Source organism: Pantoea sp. X-Soil-YNGN-775, from assembly GCF_059730575.1.
This window is the reverse complement of sequence record NZ_AP035945.1, coordinates 3,239,745-3,262,578: the sequence shown is the minus strand read 5'-3', so window position 1 is coordinate 3,262,578 and position 22,834 is coordinate 3,239,745. Positions and strand designations below refer to the sequence as shown.

The 22,834-nt window shown below is 57.2% G+C and carries 17 protein-coding genes; 13 read left to right on the top strand and 4 right to left on the bottom strand.

The genetic code is table 11. From position 1 onward, the window contains the following. Positions 1-2 precede the first annotated feature (2 nt). On the bottom strand, positions 3-2,732 hold the full coding sequence (gene barA / locus AC6I8I_RS15155; RefSeq protein ID WP_497828022.1) for a two-component sensor histidine kinase BarA: 2,730 nt from the start codon (positions 2,730-2,732) through the stop codon (positions 3-5). Positions 2,733-2,824: 92 nt separating this feature from the next. Between barA and rlmD the strand changes: the two genes are divergently transcribed. The 6 genes from rlmD to queE all read left to right on the top strand — a co-directional run bounded on the left by rlmD (position 2,825) and on the right by queE (position 11,637). After that, on the top strand, positions 2,825-4,153 hold the full coding sequence (gene rlmD / locus AC6I8I_RS15150; RefSeq protein ID WP_497820443.1) for a 23S rRNA (uracil(1939)-C(5))-methyltransferase RlmD: 1,329 nt from the start codon (positions 2,825-2,827) through the stop codon (positions 4,151-4,153). Between the two features lie 20 nt (positions 4,154-4,173). Then, on the top strand, positions 4,174-6,405 hold the full coding sequence (relA, locus tag AC6I8I_RS15145) for a GTP diphosphokinase (protein WP_312056286.1): 2,232 nt from the start codon (positions 4,174-4,176) through the stop codon (positions 6,403-6,405). Positions 6,406-6,520: 115 nt separating this feature from the next. Further along, the gene (mazG, locus tag AC6I8I_RS15140) at positions 6,521-7,309 is read left to right on the top strand and encodes a nucleoside triphosphate pyrophosphohydrolase (RefSeq protein ID WP_031374735.1); all 789 of its coding nucleotides are present in this window, start codon (positions 6,521-6,523) and stop codon (positions 7,307-7,309) included. 229 nt (positions 7,310-7,538) lie between these two features. Continuing rightward, positions 7,539-9,176 carry a glutamine hydrolyzing CTP synthase gene (gene pyrG, locus AC6I8I_RS15135; RefSeq protein ID WP_312760557.1) on the top strand — a complete coding sequence of 546 codons (1,638 nt, stop codon included), beginning with the start codon at positions 7,539-7,541 and terminating at the stop codon, positions 9,174-9,176. A gap of 76 nt (positions 9,177-9,252) precedes the next feature. Next, entirely contained in the window at positions 9,253-10,548 is a 1,296-nt protein-coding gene (gene eno, locus AC6I8I_RS15130; protein ID WP_069728892.1) for a phosphopyruvate hydratase, read from the top strand. A 417-nt stretch (positions 10,549-10,965) separates the two neighbouring features. Continuing rightward, positions 10,966-11,637: a 7-carboxy-7-deazaguanine synthase QueE gene (queE, locus tag AC6I8I_RS15125; protein ID WP_497820440.1), complete on the top strand. Its 672-nt coding sequence runs from the start codon at positions 10,966-10,968 to the stop codon at positions 11,635-11,637. A gap of 132 nt (positions 11,638-11,769) precedes the next feature. On the opposite strand, the gene queD is transcribed toward queE, so the two are convergent. Beyond that, entirely contained in the window at positions 11,770-12,129 is a 360-nt protein-coding gene (gene queD, locus AC6I8I_RS15120) for a 6-carboxytetrahydropterin synthase QueD (RefSeq protein WP_312056283.1), read from the bottom strand. Between the two features lie 299 nt (positions 12,130-12,428). Between queD and cysJ the strand changes: the two genes are divergently transcribed. From cysJ to AC6I8I_RS15105, 3 genes are read left to right on the top strand one after another with little or no spacing between them, the layout of a single operon-like run. Beyond that, positions 12,429-14,237, top strand: a complete 1,809-nt coding sequence (gene cysJ, locus AC6I8I_RS15115; RefSeq protein ID WP_312760560.1) for an NADPH-dependent assimilatory sulfite reductase flavoprotein subunit — start codon at positions 12,429-12,431, stop codon at positions 14,235-14,237. Next, on the top strand, positions 14,237-15,958 hold the full coding sequence (gene cysI / locus AC6I8I_RS15110) for an assimilatory sulfite reductase (NADPH) hemoprotein subunit (protein WP_031374741.1): 1,722 nt from the start codon (positions 14,237-14,239) through the stop codon (positions 15,956-15,958). Before cysJ ends, cysI begins: the two co-directional genes overlap by 1 nt. Further along, positions 15,955-16,689: a phosphoadenylyl-sulfate reductase gene (locus AC6I8I_RS15105; protein WP_497828021.1), complete on the top strand. Its 735-nt coding sequence runs from the start codon at positions 15,955-15,957 to the stop codon at positions 16,687-16,689. The genes cysI and AC6I8I_RS15105 overlap by 4 nt, the downstream gene beginning before the upstream one ends. A gap of 51 nt (positions 16,690-16,740) precedes the next feature. Here AC6I8I_RS15105 and AC6I8I_RS15100 read toward each other — a convergent pair whose 3' ends face one another. Together AC6I8I_RS15100 and AC6I8I_RS15095 are read right to left on the bottom strand one after the other, a co-directional pair. Continuing rightward, positions 16,741-17,025, bottom strand: a complete 285-nt coding sequence (locus tag AC6I8I_RS15100; RefSeq protein ID WP_312056278.1) for a YciI family protein — start codon at positions 17,023-17,025, stop codon at positions 16,741-16,743. Between the two features lie 9 nt (positions 17,026-17,034). Next, entirely contained in the window at positions 17,035-18,048 is a 1,014-nt protein-coding gene (locus AC6I8I_RS15095; protein WP_312056276.1) for an aminopeptidase, read from the bottom strand. A gap of 375 nt (positions 18,049-18,423) precedes the next feature. Between AC6I8I_RS15095 and cysG the strand changes: the two genes are divergently transcribed. From cysG to cysC, 4 genes are read left to right on the top strand one after another with little or no spacing between them, the layout of a single operon-like run. Next, the gene (cysG, locus tag AC6I8I_RS15090; protein WP_046289599.1) at positions 18,424-19,839 is read left to right on the top strand and encodes a siroheme synthase CysG; all 1,416 of its coding nucleotides are present in this window, start codon (positions 18,424-18,426) and stop codon (positions 19,837-19,839) included. 9 nt (positions 19,840-19,848) lie between these two features. After that, positions 19,849-20,757 carry a sulfate adenylyltransferase subunit CysD gene (gene cysD / locus AC6I8I_RS15085; RefSeq protein ID WP_031374746.1) on the top strand — a complete coding sequence of 303 codons (909 nt, stop codon included), beginning with the start codon at positions 19,849-19,851 and terminating at the stop codon, positions 20,755-20,757. 11 nt (positions 20,758-20,768) lie between these two features. Continuing rightward, a complete protein-coding gene (cysN, locus tag AC6I8I_RS15080) occupies positions 20,769-22,196 on the top strand; it encodes a sulfate adenylyltransferase subunit CysN (RefSeq protein WP_312056272.1) in 1,428 nt (475 codons plus the stop codon). Further along, positions 22,196-22,801 carry an adenylyl-sulfate kinase gene (cysC, locus tag AC6I8I_RS15075; RefSeq protein ID WP_497828020.1) on the top strand — a complete coding sequence of 202 codons (606 nt, stop codon included), beginning with the start codon at positions 22,196-22,198 and terminating at the stop codon, positions 22,799-22,801. Before cysN ends, cysC begins: the two co-directional genes overlap by 1 nt. Positions 22,802-22,834: the final 33 nt, after the last annotated feature.

Here is a 22,834-nt window from a genome sequence, read left to right as displayed (position 1 = left end):
GGTTATTCAACGCCCAGTATCCGCCGGGCTTCTCTGGCGACATTCTCCATCTCATCCTGCAACTCCAGCAGCTCAGGTTCCAGCGCAGCAATGTCGCTGGCCTGATGCAGCTCGCGCTCCAGCTGATGACAAAGTTGCTTCATGCGTGGCACGCCGCTGTAGCTGGCGCTGCCGTGCAGCTTGTGAATGATCTCACGTAGCGCGCTCACCTCATTGCTGGCCATAAACTGCGCGATTTTTGCGTGGACCTCTGGTAAAAACTCAAGCAGCATCCGCAGCAGATCGCGCGCCAGCTCCGGCTTGCTGGCCGCCTGTCGCAGCGCCAGCTGCCAGTCGAGCGTCGGCAGAATGTGCGGCAGTTCCGGTACAGCGGCGGCAGGCGGCGGCGTGTAGCGCGCCAGCAGCTGGCTCAGCTTACTTTCATCAATCGGTTTCGCCAGATAGTCATTCATCCCCGCTTTAATCAGCTGTTCGCGCTCGCCGTCAATTGCATGGGCGGTGACCGCGACAATCGGCGTACTGGCATGATGTGGCAGGCCACGGATGATTTCGCTGGCGCGAATTCCGTCAATATCAGGCATCTGGATATCCATCAGGATCACATCTAGGGCCTGCTGACGGGCTTCGCGAATTGCGTGTTCGGCGCTGTTGCACAGCACGATACGCTGTACCTGCTCCTCAAGTAAGGCACCGATCAGCTTGAGGTTGGCCGGATTGTCATCCACCGCCATCACCGTTAACGGCAGGCGCGGCGAAAGCGGCAGTTCACTGGTCTGGCGGGTGTGCAGGTCCAGCAACATCGGCAGCAGGCGGGTGAGGGAAATGGGTTTAGCGACACAGCTATCAATGCCGCGCACCTTCAGCTCATCGGCCAGCAGCATCATTGGGCTGGGCAGCGCCATCAGCACATGATCGGCCCGATCCAGCAGGGCATTAATCTGGCTTTCCGCCAGTAACTGATGCTGGCTGATATTGACCGGCATCGCCATCAGCAGCAGCGGATAGTGCGGCTCGCTTAATCCCTCCAGCGTCTCGCTGTAATCGATCTGCAGCGGCGTGGCGCTTAACATCTCCAGCGCCGCCCGGGCTACGCTGGGGTTGGCTTCCACATAGGCGATACGCGCATGCGACAGCGCCTCCAGCACCCGCGGCATACCTGGCGCATTCGGATTGAGATCCAGCTGCACCCGAATCACGAAGGTGGAGCCGTGATCGGGCTGGCTGCTGAAGGTGATTTCCCCGCCCATCTCCCGCACCAGTTTCTGGGTAATCACCAGTCCCAGCCCGGTGCCGCCGTGGCGGCGTGAAATGCTGGCATCAGCCTGACGAAAGGCCTGGAACAGTTGAGTCTGCTGCTGTTCAGAGATGCCGATGCCGGTATCCTCGACCTGAATTTCCAGCTCGACCCGGGTATGGGTGATCACCCGCTGCCCGACGCGCAGGCCAATGATGCCTTTTTCGGTGAATTTAATCGCGTTGCCAATCAGGTTGATCAGGATCTGCTGCAGGCGCAGCGCATCGCCAATCACGTTATCCGGTACGCTGCTGTCGCACACCACCGTCAGCTCCAGACCTTTGTCATGGGCCGACGGAGCCAGCAGCACCAGCGTTTCATCCAGCGTGGCGCGCAGCGGGAAGGGAATTGCTTCCAGCATCAGCTTGCCCGCTTCCAGCTTCGAAAAGTCGAGTACGTCGTTGATAATACTGAGCAGGTTATTGGCCGAGCGCTCAATGGTCTGCATGTAATCGCGCTGGGTGGCGCGCAGCTGGGTCTTAAGCATCTGACGGGTAAAACCGAGCACGCCATTCAGCGGCGTGCGCAGTTCATGCGACATATTGGCTAAAAACTCTGACTTGATGCGGGCGGCTTCCTGCGCCCGTTTTTTCGCCAGGTCCAGCTCAACGTTCTGGATCTCCAGCTGTTCCAGCGTCTCGCGCAGGTCGTAGGTCGCCTGATCGATATTATGCTGCATCTCTTCGTGGTAGGCGGTAAGCGACATCGCCATCGCGTTGATGCCGTTTTTCAGAATGCTCAGCTCACCCAGCATGTAGCCTTCAACCCGGCTGTCGAGCTGACCGCGACGAATCCGGTCCACGGTGGTGACCATATTGCGGATCGGGCCGGTGACGTCGCGCATCAGGCGATAGGCGAACAGCATCGCAATACAGAGACAGAACAGCAGCATCAGCGTGGCGACAAACACCTCTTTGTACTGCTGCAGCCGCACCGACTGCAGATCCAGCTCGATCGCCACATAGCCCAGCGGATTGCCCGCCGGTTTGGCATCTTCATCCGGCAACTCATCCACGTCATAGCGTTCGGTGGTAATCGGGGTTCGCAGAATCAGCAGGCTGCCGTGCCGTTCCATGGAGACATCATCCGGCAGGGCGCGGATATCATCCTGCTGCAGCAGGCTGAGGTTCTGCTTGTGGTTGGAGGTAACGTAGAGCTGGTTATGGTTGTCGAACACCGAAATCGCCCGGACAATACCGGAGTGGCGACGGTGCAGCAGGCTGACCAGTTCGCGCATCGCATCGCGATTATGCCAGGTCATGCTGTATTCGCTGGAGATCGCCAGCGGTTCGATGATGTTGGCGCCGGCATCCATCACCTGCCGTTGCAGTTCGTTGTAGCGATGCACCACAAAAAATGAGCTGAGCAGCAGGCCAACCATCAGCGTGGGTGCCAGGATTAAAATCATCATTCGCGCCCGCAGGCTGTATTTGGTCATAATAGTCGCCTGGCTACTCCGGCTTAACGTCCTTGTGCATCCGTCGACAAAGCTGTGCACATCGTTTTTAGAGAAAGAGAATTAACAACACTATGGCGCAATTTTACGCTGCAAAACAGCGCGTGGCGACGCAACAACGCCTTACCGTCACCATTGAACAGCTTGATCCGTTCGGGCAGGGCGTGGCGCGTCATCAAGGCAAAACCATTTTTGTCAGCGGTGCGCTGCCTGGCGAACAGGCAGAAATCACGCTGACAGAGGATAAACGGCAATTTGCCCGAGCGAAAGTGACGCGGCTGTTAAACACCAGTCCGGCACGCGTCACGCCGCGCTGCCCGCATTTTCAGCGTTGCGGCGGCTGCCAGCAGCAGCATGTGGACGTGGCACTGCAGCAGCAGAGCAAAGCCCAGGCGCTAAGCCGGATGCTGAGCCAGGCGGCACAGCAGCCGGTGGCGGTGGATGAGGTGATTGCCGCTGAGCCCTGGGGCTATCGCCGTCGCGCCCGGCTGGGCCTGCAGTGGCATAACAAGCAGCAGCGCCTGCAGATGGGATTCCGTCAGGAGGCAAGCAACGATCTGGTCGATATTCAGCAATGCCCCATTTTGATGCCCGAACTTGAGGCATTGATCACGCCGCTGCGTCAGTGCCTGAGTGGCTTACGCGCCGTCAGGCGTCTCGGCCATGTTGAGCTGGTGCTGGCAGACAACGGCCCGCTGATGATCCTGCGCCATCTTGATGCGCTGCAGGCGGAAGACCGTGAAAAGCTGGAACAGTTTTCGCATAAGCATCAGCTGATGCTGTTACTGGATGCGGGCGATGAGACATTAACGCCGTTAACCGAAGCGAAGCCGTTTTATCACTCTCATCAACTTAAGCTAACCTTCAGTCCACAGGATTTTATTCAGGTTAATGATGCGGTGAACCAGCAGATGGTGGCGCAGGCGATAAGCTGGCTCGATCTGCAGCCGGAAGACCAGGTGCTGGACCTGTTTTGCGGTATGGGAAACTTCACACTTCCTATCGGAATCTTCGTACAAAATGTCGTTGGTGTGGAGGGCATTGCAGCATTAGTGCGGCAGGCAGCGTATAATGCTGAGCTGAATAATCTTAAAAATGTTCGCTTTTTCCAGCATAACCTGGAAGAGGATGTGTCGCGCCAGCCGTGGGCGGCACAGGGATTTAACAAGGTATTACTCGATCCGGCACGTGCCGGGGCTGCTGGCGTTATGGCGCATGTGGTTAAACTTGCACCAGAACGCGTGGTCTATGTTTCGTGTAATCCCACCACACTCGCGCGTGACAGCCAGACATTGCTGTCAGCGGGTTACCAATTGGAAAGGGTCGCGATGCTGGATATGTTTCCTCATACCCGTCATCTCGAATCCATGGTGCTGTTCAGAAAAACAGAAGCGATGGGCTAAGTCGCTGTGCAGGAGAGGATATGGTTGCGGTCAGAAGTGCGCATTTAAATACTGAGGGGGATTTTGCCCTCGACCAGTGGATCGCCAGTCTCGGTATTGCTAACCCGCAATCATGTCAACGCGTCGCCGAAACCTGGCGCTACTGTGAAGCGCAAACCAAAGGCCATCCCGATCAGTCGCTGCTGCTGTGGCGCGGCATTGAGATGGTCGAAATCCTCTCAATGCTCAGTATGGATATTGAAAGCCTGTGTGCGGCGCTGATCTTCCCGCTGGCTAACGATGAAGTGGTGAGCGAAGAAGATCTGGAAAAAACCATCGGCAAAGGCATCGTTTCGCTGGTGCATGGCGTGCGCGATATGGACGCGATCCGTCAGCTGAAAGCGATCCACAATGACTCGATGGCGTCTGAGCAGGTGGATAACGTCCGCCGGATGCTGCTGGCGATGGTGGAAGATTTCCGCTGCGTGGTGCTTAAACTGGCCGAACGCATCATGAACCTGCGCGAAATGAAAGATGCGCCGGAAGATGAGCGGGTACTGGCGGCCAAAGAGAGCACCAATATTTATGCACCGCTGGCCAACCGGCTCGGCATCGGGCAACTGAAGTGGGAGCTGGAAGATTACTGCTTCCGCTATCTGCATCCCGACGAATACAAACGCATCGCCAAACTGCTGCATGAACGGCGCATTGACCGTGAGCAGTACATCGACAATTTCGTCAGCAACCTGCGTAAAGAGATGGCCAAAGAGGGCGTACGCGCTGAAGTCTATGGCCGGCCGAAACATATCTACAGTATCTGGCGCAAGATGCAGAAGAAGTCGCTGGCATTCGATGAGCTGTTCGACGTGCGGGCGGTGCGCATCGTGGCCGAACGCTTACAGGATTGCTACGGCGCGCTGGGTACGGTCCACACGCTTTATCGCCATCTGCCGAGCGAGTTTGACGACTACGTGGCGAACCCCAAGCCGAACGGTTACCAGTCGATTCACACCGTGGTGTTAGGCCCGCAGGGTAAAACGGTGGAGATCCAGATCCGTACCCGCCAGATGCACGAAGATGCCGAACTGGGCGTGGCGGCGCACTGGAAATACAAAGAAGGGCCGACCTCCAGCAGCGCGCGCGGCGCGGCGGGGCACGAAGAGCGTATCGCCTGGCTGCGTAAGCTGATCAGCTGGCAGGAAGAGATGGCGGATTCCGGTGAACTGCTGGAAGAGGTGCGCAGCCAGGTGTTCGATGACCGGGTGTACGTGTTTACACCGAAAGGGGATGTGGTGGACTTGCCCGCCGGCTCAACGCCGCTCGACTTCGCTTACCATATTCACAGTGACATCGGTCACCGCTGCATCGGCGCAAAAATCGGCGGCCGTATAGTGCCGTTTACCTATCAGCTGCAGATGGGCGATCAGGTTGAAGTGATCACTCAGAAACAGCCGAACCCGAGCCGGGACTGGCTCAACCCTAACCTCGGCTATATCACCACCAGCCGCGGCCGGTCAAAGATTCACAACTGGTTCCGCAAGCAGGATCGCGATAAGAACATCATCGCCGGACGGCAGATTCTGGATAACGAGCTGAATCAGCTGGATATCAGCCTGCGTGAAGCGGAGAAGCTGCTGCTGCCGCGCTATAACGTTACTTCTCTGGAGGAGTTGCTGGCGGCGATTGGTGGTGGTGATATTCGCCTTAACCAGATGGTTAATTTCCTGCAGGCCCGGCTCAACAAGCCGAGCGCCGAAGAGCAAGACCGCGAAGCGCTGCGCCAGTTGACCCAGAAGTCCTACACGCCACCGTCGCGCAAAGAGAGCGGGCGCGTGGTGGTCGAGGGCGTGGGCAACCTGATGCACCACATTGCACGTTGCTGCCAGCCGATTCCGGGCGACGATATCGTCGGCTTTATCACTCAGGGACGCGGTATTTCGATTCACCGTGCCGACTGTGACCAGCTGGCTGAGCTGATCTCCCATGCGCCGGAACGCATCGTTGACGCGGTATGGGGTGAAAGTTACTCCAGCGGTTATTCGCTGGTGGTACGGGTGACAGCCAACGATCGCAGCGGCCTGTTGCGCGACATCACCACTATCCTCGCCAATGAAAAAGTCAATGTACTGGGCGTGTCGAGCCGCAGCGATACCAAAAAGCAGCTGGCGACCATCGACATGGATATCGAGATTTATAACCATCAGGTGCTGGGACGGGTACTGGCACGCCTGAATCAGGTCTCTGATATCATCGACGCCCGCCGTTTACACTGACACTACTGGCCGCCGGTCCGGTTTTCGCCGCAGAGGCGAACGGCCGGGCTGGCGTGCTGCACTTCAGGCGCCGTATACGCGCCACTTCAAGACCAACCGCAAAGGATTTTCCTGAATGAACGCCATCGATCGCCTGCTTGGCATTATGAAAACCCTGCGCGATCCGCAACACGGCTGTCCGTGGGATCGTGAGCAGACCTTCGCCACCATCGCCCCGTATACGCTGGAGGAGACCTATGAAGTGCTGGACGCTATCCAGCGCGAGGATTTTGACGATTTGCGCGGCGAACTGGGCGATCTGCTGTTCCAGGTGGTGTTTTATGCCCAGATGGCCAGCGAGCAGGATCGCTTTACCTTCGAGGATATCTGCCACGCCATCAGCGACAAGCTGGAGCGCCGTCATCCGCATATTTTTGCTGACGCCAGCGCGGAAACCAGCGGCGAGGTGCTGAAAAACTGGGAAGCGATAAAAACTGCCGAGCGGGCGGAGAAAGCTCAGCATTCGGCGCTGGACGATATTCCCAGAGCATTGCCGGCGCTGATGCGCGCCCATAAAATCCAGAAGCGTTGCCACAATGTCGGCTTTGACTGGGACACGCTGGGGCCGGTGGTGGCCAAAGTGCACGAAGAGATCGATGAAGTGATGCACGAGGCGCAGCAAAGTGTGGTGGACAGCCAGAAGCTGGAGGAGGAGATCGGTGACCTGCTGTTCGCCACGGTGAACCTGTCGCGCCATCTTGGCAGCAAAGCTGAAACCGCGCTGCAAAAGGCCAATGACAAGTTTGAGCGCCGCTTCCGCCAGGTTGAAGCGATCATTGCCGCGCAGGGGCTGAGCATGCCTGGCGCCACGCTGGAACAGATGGAAGCGGCCTGGCAGCAGGTGAAAATCAGCGAGAAATGCTGATTATTCCAGCGCTGTGTATAAAATCGCCGCTTGAGCTTACACGATTCAGCGCGGCGACAACTTTGTGACGTACATCAACATTTCATTAACGGCTATCCGCTATGTTAGCCGCAGCACTGCGTTGGAGGATGGCTGTGATTCATCAATTGTGGCTGATAGCGGTTTCCAGTATACTGTTTTCCCGTCCTGGTTATTCCACCGTCTTTAAACCTAAACTCTCAGGTTCAGCATGACAACGAATTATATTTTTGTGACCGGCGGGGTCGTATCCTCTCTGGGTAAAGGCATTGCCGCAGCCTCCCTCGCAGCCATTCTCGAAGCCCGTGGTCTTAACGTGACCATCATGAAGCTGGACCCGTATATCAACGTGGATCCAGGCACCATGAGCCCGACTCAGCACGGTGAAGTTTTCGTCACTGATGATGGGGCTGAAACCGATCTGGATTTGGGTCACTACGAGCGCTTCATTCGCACTAAAATGTCGCGTCGTAACAACTTCACCACTGGCCGTATCTACTCTGAAGTGCTGCGTAAAGAACGCCGCGGCGACTATCTGGGTGCCACGATTCAGGTAATTCCACACATCACCAACGCCATCAAAGAGCGCATCATTGAAGGCGGCGAAGGCCACGATGTGGTGCTGGTCGAAATCGGCGGCACGGTCGGCGATATCGAATCACTGCCGTTCCTTGAAGCCATTCGTCAGATGGCGGTGGATGTGGGTCGTGAGCACACCATGTATATGCACCTGACGCTGGTGCCGTATATGGCGGCAGCCGGTGAAGTGAAAACCAAACCGACCCAGCACTCGGTCAAAGAGCTGCTCTCTATCGGTATCCAGCCTGACGTGCTGATCTGCCGTTCTGACCGCGCCGTTCCAGCCAACGAACGCGCCAAAATCGCGCTGTTCTGTAACGTGCCGGAAAAAGCGGTTATTTCGCTGAAAGATGTCGATTCGATTTACAAGATTCCGGGCATGCTGAAGTCGCAGGGCCTGGATGACTACATCTGCAAACGCTTCAATCTGAATGCACCGGAAGCCAATCTGGCCGAGTGGGAGCAGGTAATTTACGAAGAAGCCAATCCGGGCGGTGAAGTCACCATCGGGATGGTCGGCAAGTACGTTGAACTGCCTGATGCTTATAAATCAGTGATTGAAGCGCTGAAGCACGGCGGCCTGAAAAATCGCGTCACCGTGAACATCAAACTGATCGACTCGCAGGATGTCGAATCACGCGGTGTCGAATTACTGAAAGATTTGGATGCGATTCTGATTCCAGGTGGCTTCGGTTACCGTGGCGTCGAAGGCAAGCTGATGACCGCGCAGTACGCACGCGAAAATAACGTGCCGTATCTCGGCATCTGTCTTGGCATGCAGGTGGCATTGATGGAGTTCGCCCGTAACGTTGCCGGGATGGAAGGCGCCAACTCCACTGAATTTGTGCCAGACTGTAAATATCCGGTAGTGGCGTTAATTACCGAATGGCGTGACGAAAACGGCAACGTTGAAGTGCGCAGCGAGCAGAGCGATCTGGGCGGCACCATGCGTCTGGGCAGCCAGCAGTGTCAGTTAACCCCGGGCAGCCAGGTTCACCAGCTGTACGGTTCTGACACCATCGTTGAGCGCCATCGCCATCGTTATGAAGTTAACAACATGCTGCTGAAGCCGATTGAAGCAGCCGGTCTGCGGGTTGCGGGTCGCTCAGGGGATGATCAACTGGTTGAGATTATCGAAATCCCGAACCATCCATGGTTTGTGGCTTGCCAGTTCCACCCGGAGTTTACCTCAACACCACGTGATGGCCATCCGTTGTTTGCCGGCTTTGTCAAAGCGGCACATGAGCATCAGAAGCGTTTAGCGAAGTAAGATTCACGAGCAGCGCGCGAACTTTTCGCGCGTTGTTTGTCTTAGGATTGACTAACTTGTACTGAGGAAAAACGTAATGTCCAAAATCGTAAAAGTCATCGGTCGCGAAATTATCGACTCACGTGGTAACCCGACTGTTGAAGCAGAAGTGCATCTGGAAGGCGGTTTCGTTGGTCTGGCAGCAGCGCCATCAGGAGCTTCTACCGGTTCACGCGAAGCACTGGAACTGCGTGACGGTGACAAATCTCGTTTCCTGGGCAAAGGCGTCACCAAAGCGGTTGCTGCGGTAAACGGCCCGATTGCTGAAGCGGTAAAAGGCAAAGACGCGAAAGATCAGGCGAACATCGATAAAATCATGATCGACCTGGACGGTACTGAGAACAAATCCAACTTCGGTGCTAACGCCATTCTGGCGGTGTCACTGGCGGCGGCGAAAGCGGCAGCAGCCTCTAAAGGTCAGCCACTGTATGAGCACATCGCTGAACTGAACGGCACCCCAGGCAAATATTCTATGCCACTGCCAATGATGAACATCATCAACGGCGGCGAGCATGCCGACAACAACGTTGATATCCAGGAATTCATGATTCAGCCGGTTGGCGCTTCAAACGTGAAAGAAGCGATCCGTATGGGTTCTGAAGTATTCCATAACCTGGCGAAAGTGCTGAAAAGCAAAGGCATGAGCACAGCGGTAGGTGACGAAGGTGGCTATGCGCCAAACCTGGGTTCCAACGCTGAAGCGCTGGCGGTTATCGCTGAAGCGGTAAAAGCAGCAGGCTACGAGCTGGGCAAAGACATCACGCTGGCGATGGACTGTGCGGCCTCTGAGTTCTACAAAGATGGCAAATACGTGCTGGCCGGTGAAGGCGGTAAAGCCTTTACTTCAGAAGAGTTCACTCACTTCCTCGAAGATCTGACTAAGCAGTATCCGATCGTCTCTATCGAAGATGGCCTGGACGAATCTGACTGGGATGGCTTCGCGTATCAGACTAAAGTTCTGGGCGACAAAATCCAGCTGGTGGGTGATGACCTGTTCGTGACCAACACCAAAATCCTGAAAGAAGGTATCGAAAAAGGTATCGCTAACTCCATTCTGATCAAATTCAACCAGATCGGTTCTCTGACCGAAACGCTGGCAGCGATCAAAATGGCGAAAGATGCGGGCTACACTGCGGTGATCTCTCACCGTTCAGGCGAAACCGAAGATGCAACCATCGCTGACCTGGCGGTAGGTACTGCAGCGGGCCAGATCAAAACCGGTTCAATGAGCCGTTCTGACCGTGTTGCTAAGTACAACCAGCTGATCCGTATCGAAGAAGCGCTGGGTTCTAAAGCGCCATTCAACGGTCTGAAAGAAGTTAAAGGTCAGTAATAACTGTGCGTTGATGTCGCGTTAAGTGACATTATCGGCCTCTGAAGCCCCGCCTTGTGCGGGGCTTTTTGTTGGTGGCGGTGTGCAGACGCGGATGGCAAGGCCCGATCGCAAAGATGCAAAAGTGGCATCCCTGCTGGCTCGGCCCGCGCGATTACGCACCTCATCCCTGAGGTGCGCCCGTTACCGGGCCATCGCTTTGCGTTGTTCAAAAACGCCCCCGGCGTTTATGTCCTAAGCGCGTGACGCTTTGCTCTTCGATCCTTGCCATCCACGTTTTGAGCCTGTTAGCCGTCTGAAGCCCCTCTTTGTGACGTTTTAGCTTTTGTCCGGCGCGGAGAAAAGGCACAACGCGTGGTTGAGCTGCGCGACAAATCTGCCATAATCAGCGCCCTGTTTTTTTCAAGCGAGTCCGTAATGCAATACCCGATTAACGAAATGTTCCAGACGCTGCAGGGCGAAGGTTTTTATACCGGCGTACCCGCCATCTTCATCCGCTTACAGGGATGTCCGGTGGGCTGTAGCTGGTGTGATACCAAACATACCTGGGAAAAGCGGGCGGATCGGGAAACGTCGCTGGGCGATATTTTAATTAAAACCGTGGAAAGTGATGCCTGGGGCGATGCCGATGCGGCAACCTTGCTGAACGCCATCCAGCAGCAGGGCTGGACCGCGCGCCATGTGGTAATCACCGGCGGTGAACCGGCGATCTACGATCTGCGTCCGTTAACCACGGTGCTGGAGCAGCACGGCTTCCAGTGCCAGATTGAGACCAGCGGCACCCATCAGATCGATTGTTCTGACCAGACCTGGGTAACGGTTTCACCCAAGGTTAATATGCGTGGCGGCTATGATGTGCTGCCGCAGGCGCTGGTTCGGGCTGATGAAATCAAACATCCGGTGGCGCGCCAGCGTGATGTCGAGGCGCTGGATGCGCTGCTGGCCAGCCTTGATGACGCGAAACCGCGCATCATTGCCTTACAGCCGATCAGCCGCAAAGATGAAGCGACCCGACTCTGTATCGAGACCTGTATTGCGCGCAACTGGCGTTTGTCGATGCAAACTCACAAATATCTCAATATCGCCTGACAGAAGCGGGCGGCAGGCAGCGGCACCTCAGCCATGGGGTGTCCCGCCAGGCAAGCGGTCCGCAGGGGAGTTGGCCGTTTCGGGGATTCAGGGAAGCAGCAGCGCCGGATCGAAGGGTTCGATCCGACAGCGTTAACCGCGGTAGACGCAACCGGCAGTACAGGTCTCTTTGATCATCACTGCGCTGAGCAGCGGCAGGCGAGGCTTCATCTGATCCCAAATCCATTTTGCCAGCACTTCGCTGGTCGGGTTTTCCAGCCCAGGAATATCATTGAGATAGTAGTGATCGAGACGATCGTAGACCGGCTTAAACGCCGCTTTTAATTCGGCAAAATCGATCACCCAACCGGTGTGCGCATCCACTTCGCCGGTAACCTCCAGACGAACCAGGAAGGAGTGACCGTGCAGACGACCGCATTTGTGTCCGGCCGGCACGTTAGGTAAATGGTGTGCGGCTTCGAACTGGAACTCTTTAAATAAAGTGGTAGACATAGTGGATCTCAGACATTAAAAAACCGCTGAATTCTACCTGATAACCGCATTTTTCGCACTCAGATCACACAATGCGCTCGCGTTGTGGCCGATTTCCCGCTCTGGTCCCAGCTAATTAACTGATATATCGCCGCTTTGCTTACCACTTTTGCCGATTAATCCTACCAGGAAAACCATTTAGTCATTTTGGTTATTTGATATGTCGAAGGTGTATTTAATCGTTAATATACGGGCCGGTAACCTACGCACTCTTCCGCCATTTTACGGTCCGGACTTCTGATACTGGAATTTTTAACGCGATGACGACTCAGGCACCAGGTTCACTGCTTCCGCTCTCCCCGGAACAACTCGCTCGCTTACAGGCGGCGACGACCGATTATTCCCCCACCCAGCTGGCGTGGCTGTCAGGTTATTTCTGGGGCAGGGTAGAACAGACCCCAGGTAACGCAGTGGCCAGCGCCCCGGCACCGGCCGCTGCCGAAGCGCCAGCGATTACGCTGCTCTCTGCTTCGCAGACCGGCAATGCCCGCCGCCTGGCTGAACAGTTGCGTGATGACCTGCAGGCAGCCAGACTGAATGTAAACCTGGTCAATGCCGGTGATTATAAATTCAAACAAATCGGTCAGGAAAAGCTGCTGGTGGTGGTGACATCCACCCAGGGTGAAGGGGAGCCGCCGGAAGAGGCGGTTGCGCTGCATAAATTCCTGATGTCGAAAAAGGCCCCGAAAATGGACGGCGCTGCGTTTGCGGTGTTTGGTCTGGGCGATACCTCTTATGAGTTTTTCAGCAAAGCGGGCAAAGATTTTGACAGCCGGCTGGCGGAGCTGGGCGCAGAGCGGTTGCTGGATCGGGTAGATGCTGACGTTGAGTATGCCGATCAAGCCACGGCCTGGCGCAGTGCGCTGACAGAGATTTTAAAGCAGCGCGTGCCGACCGAATCCGCGACGCAGGCCGCCGCCACCGCTGCGGGCAGCGTCAATGAAGTCACCACCAGCCCCTACACCAAAGAGGCGCCGCTCAGCGCCACGCTGGCGGTGAACCAGAAAATTACCGGTCGCGATTCTGACAAAGATGTCCGCCACATCGAAATCGATCTGGGTGAGTCAGGTCTGCGCTACCAGCCCGGCGATGCGCTGGGTGTCTGGTATGAAAACGATAGCGCCCTGGTCAGCGAACTGCTGGAACTGGTCTGGCTGAAAGGGGACGAGCCGGTTGAGGTGCAGGGCGCGACCCTGCCGCTGGCCGAAGCGCTGCAAAAACATTTTGAGCTGACGGTTAATACGGCGCAGATCGTCGCGCAGTATGCCCAGCTGTCGCGTGATGCCGAGCTGCTGGCGCTGGTGGATGATAAAGCCCGGCTGCAACAGTATGCGCAGCGCTATCCAATTGTTGACATGATCCGGCTGGCGCCGGCGGAGCTGAGTGCAGCGCAGCTGACCTCACTGCTGCGTCCCCTGACGCCGCGGCTCTACTCTATCGCTTCTTCACAGGCGGAAACCGATACTGAAGTGCATATCACCGTCGGTGCAGTACGCTTTGATATTGAAGGTCGCCAGCGCGGCGGCGGCGCCTCAACCTGGCTGGCCGATCGGGTCGAAGAAGAGGGCGAAGTGCGGGTGTTTATCGAGCACAACGATAACTTCCGCCTGCCCGCTAACCCGGAGGCACCGGTGATCATGATTGGACCAGGCACCGGTATCGCGCCGTTCCGCGCCTTTATGCAGCAGCGCGAAAACGACGGCGCCAGCGGCAAAAACTGGCTGTTCTTTGGCAATCCGCACTTCACCGATGATTTCCTCTATCAGGTGGAGTGGCAGAAATATGTGAAAGAGGGTCTGCTGACCCGAATCGATCTGGCCTGGTCACGCGATCAGGCAGAGAAGGTGTACGTACAGGATAAGATCCGCGCCAACGGAGCGGAAGTGTGGCGCTGGTTGCAGGAAGGCGCGCACCTTTACGTCTGCGGCGATGCAAATCGCATGGCAAAGGACGTTGAGCAGGCATTACTGGATGTGGTGGTCGAGCACGGCGGAATGGATCGTGAAGCGGCCGACGAATTTTTAAGTGAGCTGCGCATTGAGCGCCGTTATCAGCGAGACGTTTACTAATGAGCGAAAAACACCCTGGACCGCTGGTTGTAGAAGGCAAATTAGCCGACGCTGAGCGCCTGAAGAAGCAGAGTAACTATCTGCGCGGCACCATTCGTGAAGATCTCGAAGAGGGCCTGACCGGCGGCTTTACCGGCGACAACTTCCTGCTGATCCGTTTTCACGGTATGTACCAGCAGGACGACCGCGATATTCGTGCCGAGCGTGCTGAGCAGAAGCTTGAGCCGCGTCATGCGATGATGCTGCGCTGCCGACTGCCGGGCGGGATTATCACCCCAACGCAGTGGCTGGCGATCGACAAGTTTGCCAGCGAGAAGACCCTGTATGGCAGCATCCGTCTGACCAACCGTCAGACCTTCCAGTTTCACGGCATTCTGAAAAAGAACGTTAAACCGACTCACCAGATGCTGCATGAAGTCGGACTGGATGCGCTGGCAACCGCCAACGATGTTAACCGCAACGTGCTTTGCACCTCTAACCCGGTGGAGTCGGAACTGCATCAGGAAGCGTACGAGTGGGCGAAAAAACTGTCGGAGCATCTGCTGCCGCGGACCCGCGCCTACGCTGAGATCTGGTGGGATCAGGAGAAAGTCGCGACCACCGATGAGGAGCCGATCCTCGGTGAGACTTACCTGCCGCGTAAATTTAAAACTACCGTGGTGATCCCACCGCATAACGATGTGGATCTGCACGCCAACGATCTCAACTTCATCGCCGTGGCCGAGAAGGGCAAGCTGGTGGGCTTCAACCTGCTGGTCGGTGGTGGGCTGTCGATTGAGCACGGTAACAAAGCCACTTACGCCCGTACCGCCAGCGAGTTTGGTTATTTCCCGCTGGAGAAGATCCTTGATGTGGCCGAAGCGGTGGTGACCACCCAGCGCGACTGGGGTAACCGCACCGATCGTAAGAATGCCAAAACCAAATACACCCTGGAACGTGTCGGCGTTGATACCTTCAAAGCGGAAGTGGAGAAGCGGGCTGGCGTCACCTTTGAACCGATTCGTCCATACGAATTCACTACCCGTGGCGATCGGATTGGCTGGATTAAAGGCATCGACAATAAATGGCACCTGACGCTGTTTATTGAGAATGGTCGTCTGCTGGACTATCCCGACCGTCCGCTGAAAAGCGGTGTGGCCGAGATTGCCAAAATCCACCAGGGCGATTTCCGCCTGACGGCCAACCAGAACCTGATTGTGGCGGGCGTGCCGGAAAGCGAGAAAGCGAAGATTGAAGCGATTGCCCGTGCGCATGGGCTGATGGAAAACGTCTCGGCGCAACGTGAGAACTCAATGGCCTGCGTCGCGTTCCCGACCTGTCCGCTGGCGATGGCTGAAGCTGAACGCTTCCTGCCTGCCTTCGTGACCAAAGTCGAAGCGATCATGCACGGTCACGGCGTGGGTGATGAGCACATAGTGTTACGCGTTACCGGTTGTCCCAACGGCTGCGGCCGTGCCATGCTGGCTGAACTCGGTCTGGTTGGCAAAGCGCCAGGCCGCTACAACCTGCATATCGGCGGCAATCGCATCGGCACACGCATTCCGCGGATGTACCGTGAAAATATTAACGAAAACGAAATTCTCGCCACCATTGATGAACTGGTGGGACGCTGGGCCAAAGAGCGCCATGCCGCTGAAGGCTTTGGTGACTTCGTGATCCGCGCGGGCATCGTTGCGCCTGTGCTGGACCCGGCGCGCGATTTCTGGGAGGAGGCAAAATGAGTCAGATTGACCTCGCAGCACTGAATGAAATGTCCAAAGTCCAGCGCGCGATGGCGCTGGCGGCCACCAATGCGCAGCTGGAGAAGTCGTCTGCTGAAGCGCGTGTGAGCTGGGCGCTGGAGAATCTGCCGGGCGCCTATGTGCTCTCCTCCAGCTTCGGCATTCAGGCGGCGGTGTCACTGCATATGGTGACGCGTCAGCAGCCCGATATCCCGGTGATCCTCACCGATACCGGCTACCTGTTCCCGGAAACCTATCGCTTTATTGATGAGCTGGCAAATCAGCTCAATCTTAACCTCAAGGTGTTCCGTGCTGAGACCTCACCGGCCTGGCAGGAAGCGCGCTACGGCAAGCTGTGGGAGCAGGGCGTTGAGGGAATTGAGAAGTACAACGACATCAATAAAGTGGAACCGATGAATCGCGCCCTGGAAACGCTTGGTGCGCAAACCTGGTTTGCTGGCCTGCGTCGCGATCAGTCCGGCAGCCGGGCCAATCTGCCGGTGCTCGGCGTGCAGCGCGGGGTGTTTAAGCTGCTGCCGATCATCGACTGGGATAACCGCCAGATTCATCAGTATCTGCAGCAGCACAATCTGAAATACCATCCGTTGTGGGACCAGGGATATCTGTCGGTAGGCGATACCCACACTACCCGCAAATGGGAGCCCGGGATGGCAGAAGAAGAGACGCGCTTTTTCGGCCTCAAGCGCGAGTGCGGCCTGCACGAAGGGTAACGGTTTTGTGTCCGGCTTCTCTGCGGATACGCCGCCAGAGAAGCCGGTTGTTTACTGACCTTTCAGGCCCGCAAACTCCGCCGCCGCCCGCGTAACGTTCACCCGGGTCACCGTGTAGTGCGCCACCTCAACAAACGGATCTTCCGCCAGCAGCGCATCCAGCTGCTGGCGCGGCATCTCCTTCATCAGCAGTAATCCGCCGGTTCGCGGATCTTTACGTCCCGCCGCGATCACCGCCCCAGCATCAAAATAGCGATCCAGCCACGCAATATGCGCCGCCAGCAACGCTTCTACCTCATCCATCGGACGAAAATAATCGAGAGAGACCACGTACATAACCGTTCCTTAGACTTTAGGGTTGGTGAGTTCACTCAGCAGCGGCAGCAAAACGTTGACGCTGTCGCGGGTGCGGACGGTAATCCGGCCGGGCAGCCAGCGGTCGAGGTAGCTGAGGTTATCCCGATCGGTCTGATGTCGGGTGGTGCCTTCAGGAAAATGGCTACTGCGATGACGCTGCTGCGCCCCGTCCTGGTTGCCCAGCGTCCAGTTGCTGGCCGTGACATCAAGTAGCGGAAAGCCCGCTTTATCAAAAGCGTTCAGGCCGTCGACATCCTTGCGGTTTAACTGATGGCTGGCAGCAGAAATGCCGTGCTGACGCGCCAGCAGCAAGGCGCGTTCGCTGGTCTGCTTGCGTACCGCTCGTGGCGTATTCATTCCGCTGTTGAAATAGAGGTGATCGCCGGTAATCAGGCTGTTGAGATCGATCACCAGTAGGGTGTTTTTCTTCTCTCTGGCGCTCATCCGTTCAACATAATCGTCCATGCCGTGCATCTCCGCCTCACCGGCGCTGAGCGCTACGAAGCGCACGCCATAGTGCAGCGGTCGCTGGCTGAGCTGTTGCGCCAGTTCCAGCATCACGCCGAGACCCGAGGCATTATCATCCACCCCCTGCAGGCGAAGGCCGCCGAGGTTGTGGTTGGTCTGACTGCTGTTGTGCGGCGTCCAGGTATCCAGATGCGCGACGATCAGAATCTCCTGCGGTTCACTGCCGGCACGGGCCGCAATCACCGAGGTCGCCGTCAGCTTATGCCAGCGTAACGTGCCGTCGTTTTCCTGCCAGTTGTAGCCGGTGTTGAACTGTCGGGTATTGGTTTTGAAACCGAGTGCGGTAAATTGCTGCTGCAGATAGTCGGCCGCCATCAGTTCGGCCGGACTGCCGGTCATCCGGCCAGGAAAATAGGTAGCGATGTGACGAACCTGCTGTTCGGCAAAGTGGCCGGGCTGGCTGGCAAGCGCCAGTGGCGAAATTAGCGCGCCAATTAAAACCGCCGCTGCCCTCAATCGGAGGGAAAAAAACATAGTGCATCCTTTTTCATTTTTCAGATACCGGTCCGGCATGCTGCATCGTCCCGTCATGCCGGGCGCTATTATAGCCTTTTTGTTGCGGCGCACTATCGACAGAATCAGACCGGCAGGCGCAGCGTACCGGGCTGCGGCTGGCAGTTTTCTGTTTTTGAGGAAAGTCAGCCGGATTTTTACGGCTTTCATTAGCTGATAATCTGTGAGCAAGGTCACGGATAAACCATTAATTATCCGTCGTTAAGATCAAATTGTTCTGTGCTTTGCGGGCCCGTTATTCCATTCGGTAACTACTCATTCCAATTCGTAATTTCATCTGGATAAACTCAGGGACGTATAGTCGCGTTAACGCAAAGTTACAACACTAAGGTTAACGTGGACTATCTGCCCCTTTTTGCCGATCTCTCTGGCCGCCCGGTTCTGGTTGTCGGCGGTGGAGATATCGCAGCACGAAAAATTGAACTGCTGCGTCGTGCGCGTGCGCGCGTGCAGATTGCCGCGCGAGAACTCTGCCCTGAACTGCAGGCGCTGCTTGAGACGCAGCAGCTGGAGTGGCTGGCGACCGCGTTTGATCCTGCCCAGCTCGACGGCGTCTTCCTGGTGATCGCCGCCACCGATGACAATGCCCTTAACGCGGCGGTCTTCGAGGCGGCCAACGCGCGCCAGAAGCTGGTGAACGTGGTGGACGATCAACCGAAATGCAGCTTTATCTTCCCCTCGATTGTTGACCGCTCACCGCTGGTGGTGGCGATCTCCTCCAGCGGCACCGCGCCGGTGCTGGCGCGCATGCTGCGTGAAAAGCTGGAGACGCTGCTGCCCGCTAACCTCGGCCAGATGGCTGAGGTGGCCGGACAGTGGCGTGACAAAGTTAAACAGCGTTTTCACCGCATGTCTGACCGCCGCCGTTTCTGGGAGCGGGCATTCAACGGCCTGTTCGCCAGCCAGATGTCGGCCGGCAATGTGGATGAGGCGAAACGTACGCTGGACCGTGAGCTGCTCGATGAACCAGGCCGACAGGGTGAAATTATTCTGGTGGGTGCCGGTCCGGGCGACAGCGGTCTGCTGACGCTGCGCGGCCTGCAGGTGATGCAACTGGCCGATGTGGTGCTGTATGACCATCTGGTCAGTGACGAGGTGCTGGAGCTGGTTCGCCGCGATGCCGATCGCATCTGCGTCGGTAAACGGGCGGGCGCGCATTCGGTGCCGCAGGAAGAGACCAATCAGATGCTGGTTAAGCTGGCGCTGCAGGGCAAGCGGGTGGTGCGCCTCAAGGGGGGCGATCCGTTTATCTTTGGCCGCGGCGGCGAAGAGCTGCAGGCGGCACAGCAGGCTGGCATTCCGTTCCAGGTGGTGCCGGGCGTCACCGCCGCCGCCGGAGCCACCGCTTACGCCGGTATTCCGCTGACTCACCGCGATTACGCGCAGAGCGTGATGTTTATTACCGGTCATTGTCGTCCGGATGGTGACGACATTGACTGGCCGTCGCTGGCGCGTGCGCGTCAGACGCTGGCGATCTATATGGGCACGGTGAAGGCGGCGCTGATTAGCGAAGCGCTGATTCAGCACGGCCGCGCGCCGTCGACGCCGGTGGCGGTGATCAGCCGCGGCACCCGTCAGGATCAACAGGTAGTGACCGGTACCTTAGAACAACTCGAGGCGCTGGCCGCCTCGGCACCCACTCCGGCACTGCTGGTGATCGGAGAAGTGGTCAATTTGCACGGGCAACTCGCCTGGTTTCAACATTCGGCACAGCAGGGGGCTCGCGAGTCCGCCGTTGTCAATCTGGCTTGAGGGAAAATCATGGACCAAAAACGACTCACTCATCTGCGTCAGCTGGAGGCGGAGAGTATCCACATCATTCGCGAAGTGGCGGCGGAGTTCAGCAACCCGGTGATGATGTACTCAATCGGTAAAGACTCCTCAGTGATGCTGCACCTGGCGCGTAAAGCCTTTTATCCTGGCACGCTGCCGTTCCCGCTGCTGCATGTGGACACCGGCTGGAAATTCCGCGAAATGTACGAGTTTCGCGATCGCACCGTCAAAGCGATGGGCGCGGAGCTGCTGGTTCACCGCAACCCGGAAGGGGTGGCGATGGGCATTAACCCGTTTGTGCACGGCAGCGCCAAACATACCGACATCATGAAAACCGAAGGGCTGAAGCAGGCGCTGAACAAATACGGTTTTGATGCTGCTTTCGGTGGCGCACGTCGTGATGAAGAGAAGTCGCGCGCTAAAGAGCGTATCTACTCGTTCCGTGACCGCTTTCATCGCTGGGACCCTAAAAACCAGCGTCCGGAGCTGTGGCACAACTACAACGGCCAGATTAATAAGGGCGAAAGCATCCGCGTTTTCCCGCTGTCGAACTGGACTGAACTGGATATCTGGCAGTACATCTTCCTGGAAAACATTGAGATCGTGCCGCTTTACCTCGCCGCACCGCGTCCGGTACTGGAACGCGATGGCATGCTGATGATGATCGATGACGATCGTATCAACCTGCAGCCGGGCGAAGTGATCAAACAGCGCATGGTGCGTTTCCGTACTCTCGGCTGCTGGCCGCTGACCGGCGCGGTGGAATCTGAAGCGCAGACGCTGCCGGAGATCATTGAAGAGATGCTGGTCTCCACCACCAGTGAGCGTCAGGGGCGGGTGATCGACCGCGATCAGTCCGGTTCGATGGAACTGAAAAAACGTCAGGGTTATTTCTAAGGAGACGCCAGATGAATACCGTAATTGCACAACAGATTGCCGACCAGGGCGGCGTTGAAGCCTGGCTGACCGCTCAACAACACAAAAGCCTGCTGCGTTTTCTCACCTGCGGCAGCGTCGATGATGGCAAAAGCACCCTGATTGGTCGCCTGCTGCACGACACCCGTCAGATCTATGAAGATCAGCTCTCTTCGCTGCATAACGACAGTAAACGTCACGGTACCCAGGGCGAAAAGCTCGATCTGGCACTGCTGGTAGACGGCCTGCAGGCAGAGCGGGAGCAGGGCATCACCATTGATGTTGCCTATCGCTATTTCTCTACCGAAAAGCGCAAGTTTATCATCGCCGATACCCCGGGCCACGAGCAGTACACCCGTAACATGGCAACCGGCGCGTCAACCTGCGATCTGGCGATCCTGCTGATTGATGCGCGTAAAGGGGTGCTGGATCAGACCCGTCGTCACAGCTTTATCTCGACGCTGCTGGGCATCAAGCACCTGGTGGTGGCGATCAACAAGATGGACCTGGTGGACTACAAACAGGATACCTTCGAGCAAATCAAACAGGATTACCTCGATTTTGCCGCCCAGCTGCCGGAAGATCTTGATATCCGCTTTGTGCCGATGTCGGCGCTGGAAGGGGATAACGTGGCGTCAGCCAGCCAGACCATGCCATGGTACAGCGGCCCGACGCTGCTTGACGTGCTGGAAACGGTTGAGCTGAAGCGGGTGGTGGATCATCAGCCGATGCGTTTCCCGGTCCAGTACGTCAACCGCCCGAACCTCGATTTCCGTGGCTATGCCGGTACGCTGGCGTCGGGCAGCGTGCAGGTCGGACAGCGGGTCAAAGTGCTGCCATCTGGCGTCGAATCCAGCATCGCCCGCATTGTGACCTTTGATGGCGATCTGCAGGAAGCCGGGGCCGGTGAAGCGATTACGCTGGTGCTGCAGGATGAGATTGATATCAGCCGTGGCGATCTGCTGGTGGATGCCAGCGCTGAGCTGAGCGCCGTGCAGTCCGCCAGCGTGGATGTGGTGTGGATGGCGGAACAGCCGTTGCAGGCTGGTCAGAGCTATGACGTGAAAATCGCCGGCAAAAAAGCGCGTGGCCGGGTTGAGAAAGTGCTGCACCAGGTGGAGATCAACTCGCTGGAAACGCGCCATGTCGATTCGCTGCCGCTCAACGGCATTGGTCTGATTGAGATGACCTTTGATGAGCCGATGGTGCTCGACAGCTATCAGCAGAATCCGGTGACCGGCGGCATGATCTTTATCGATCGCCTGAGCAACGTCACGGTGGGTGCCGGCATGATCCATCAGCCGAAACAGGATGCGCCAGCCCATCAGGGGCAATTCAGCGCCTTCGAGCTGGAACTGAATGCGCTGGTGCGCCGTCATTTCCCACACTGGAATGCGCGTGATCTGCTGGGCGGTCAATAATGGCCGGCCACGATGATAATGTGGTGTGGCATGACCATCCGGTGACCCGCGCCGCCCGTGAGCAGCAGCACGGCCATCAGGGCGTGGTGCTGTGGTTTACCGGGCTCTCTGGCTCGGGTAAATCAACCGTGGCGGGCGCGCTGGAGCAGGCGCTGCACCGCATTGGCGTCAGCACCTACCTGCTGGATGGCGACAACGTGCGTCACGGGCTGTGCCGCGATCTCGGCTTCAGCGATGACGATCGCAAAGAGAACATTCGTCGGGTCGGCGAAGTGGCGAAACTGATGGTGGACGCCGGACTGGTGGTGCTGACCGCCTTTATTTCGCCGCACCGCGCCGAGCGTCAGATGGTGCGCGATCTGCTGGAACCGGGCCAGTTTATTGAGGTGTTTGTCGATACGCCGCTGGCGGTATGCGAAGCGCGCGATCCCAAGGGACTCTATCGCAAAGCACGCGCTGGTGAACTGCGTAATTTCACCGGCATCGACAGCATATACGAGGCGCCAGAAAGCCCGGATATCCAGCTGGAGGGCGAACAATTGGTTACAAAACTTGCCGCCCAATTGTTAGACCTGCTGCGTGACCGCGATATCATCAGATCCTGAACAGACAGCGGCAAATCGAAGCTGATTTGCCGC

What these genes read in the sequence shown, in the direction of transcription:
- queE (WP_497820440.1), top strand. Translation starts at nt 10,966, where the DNA reads ATGCAATACCCGATTAACGAAATGTTCCAGACGCTGCAGGGCGAAGGT.
- cysC (WP_497828020.1), top strand. Translation starts at nt 22,196, where the DNA reads ATGGCCGGCCACGATGATAATGTGGTGTGGCATGACCATCCGGTGACC.
- cysD (WP_031374746.1), top strand. Translation starts at nt 19,849, where the DNA reads ATGGACCAAAAACGACTCACTCATCTGCGTCAGCTGGAGGCGGAGAGT.
- AC6I8I_RS15095 (WP_312056276.1), bottom strand. Translation starts at nt 18,048, where the DNA reads ATGTTTTTTTCCCTCCGATTGAGGGCAGCGGCGGTTTTAATTGGCGCG.
- barA (WP_497828022.1), bottom strand. Translation starts at nt 2,732, where the DNA reads ATGACCAAATACAGCCTGCGGGCGCGAATGATGATTTTAATCCTGGCA.
- AC6I8I_RS15105 (WP_497828021.1), top strand. Translation starts at nt 15,955, where the DNA reads ATGAGTCAGATTGACCTCGCAGCACTGAATGAAATGTCCAAAGTCCAG.
- mazG (WP_031374735.1), top strand. Translation starts at nt 6,521, where the DNA reads ATGAACGCCATCGATCGCCTGCTTGGCATTATGAAAACCCTGCGCGAT.
- queD (WP_312056283.1), bottom strand. Translation starts at nt 12,129, where the DNA reads ATGTCTACCACTTTATTTAAAGAGTTCCAGTTCGAAGCCGCACACCAT.
- eno (WP_069728892.1), top strand. Translation starts at nt 9,253, where the DNA reads ATGTCCAAAATCGTAAAAGTCATCGGTCGCGAAATTATCGACTCACGT.
- rlmD (WP_497820443.1), top strand. Translation starts at nt 2,825, where the DNA reads ATGGCGCAATTTTACGCTGCAAAACAGCGCGTGGCGACGCAACAACGC.
- pyrG (WP_312760557.1), top strand. Translation starts at nt 7,539, where the DNA reads ATGACAACGAATTATATTTTTGTGACCGGCGGGGTCGTATCCTCTCTG.
- cysN (WP_312056272.1), top strand. Translation starts at nt 20,769, where the DNA reads ATGAATACCGTAATTGCACAACAGATTGCCGACCAGGGCGGCGTTGAA.
- cysI (WP_031374741.1), top strand. Translation starts at nt 14,237, where the DNA reads ATGAGCGAAAAACACCCTGGACCGCTGGTTGTAGAAGGCAAATTAGCC.
- relA (WP_312056286.1), top strand. Translation starts at nt 4,174, where the DNA reads ATGGTTGCGGTCAGAAGTGCGCATTTAAATACTGAGGGGGATTTTGCC.
- cysJ (WP_312760560.1), top strand. Translation starts at nt 12,429, where the DNA reads ATGACGACTCAGGCACCAGGTTCACTGCTTCCGCTCTCCCCGGAACAA.
- AC6I8I_RS15100 (WP_312056278.1), bottom strand. Translation starts at nt 17,025, where the DNA reads ATGTACGTGGTCTCTCTCGATTATTTTCGTCCGATGGATGAGGTAGAA.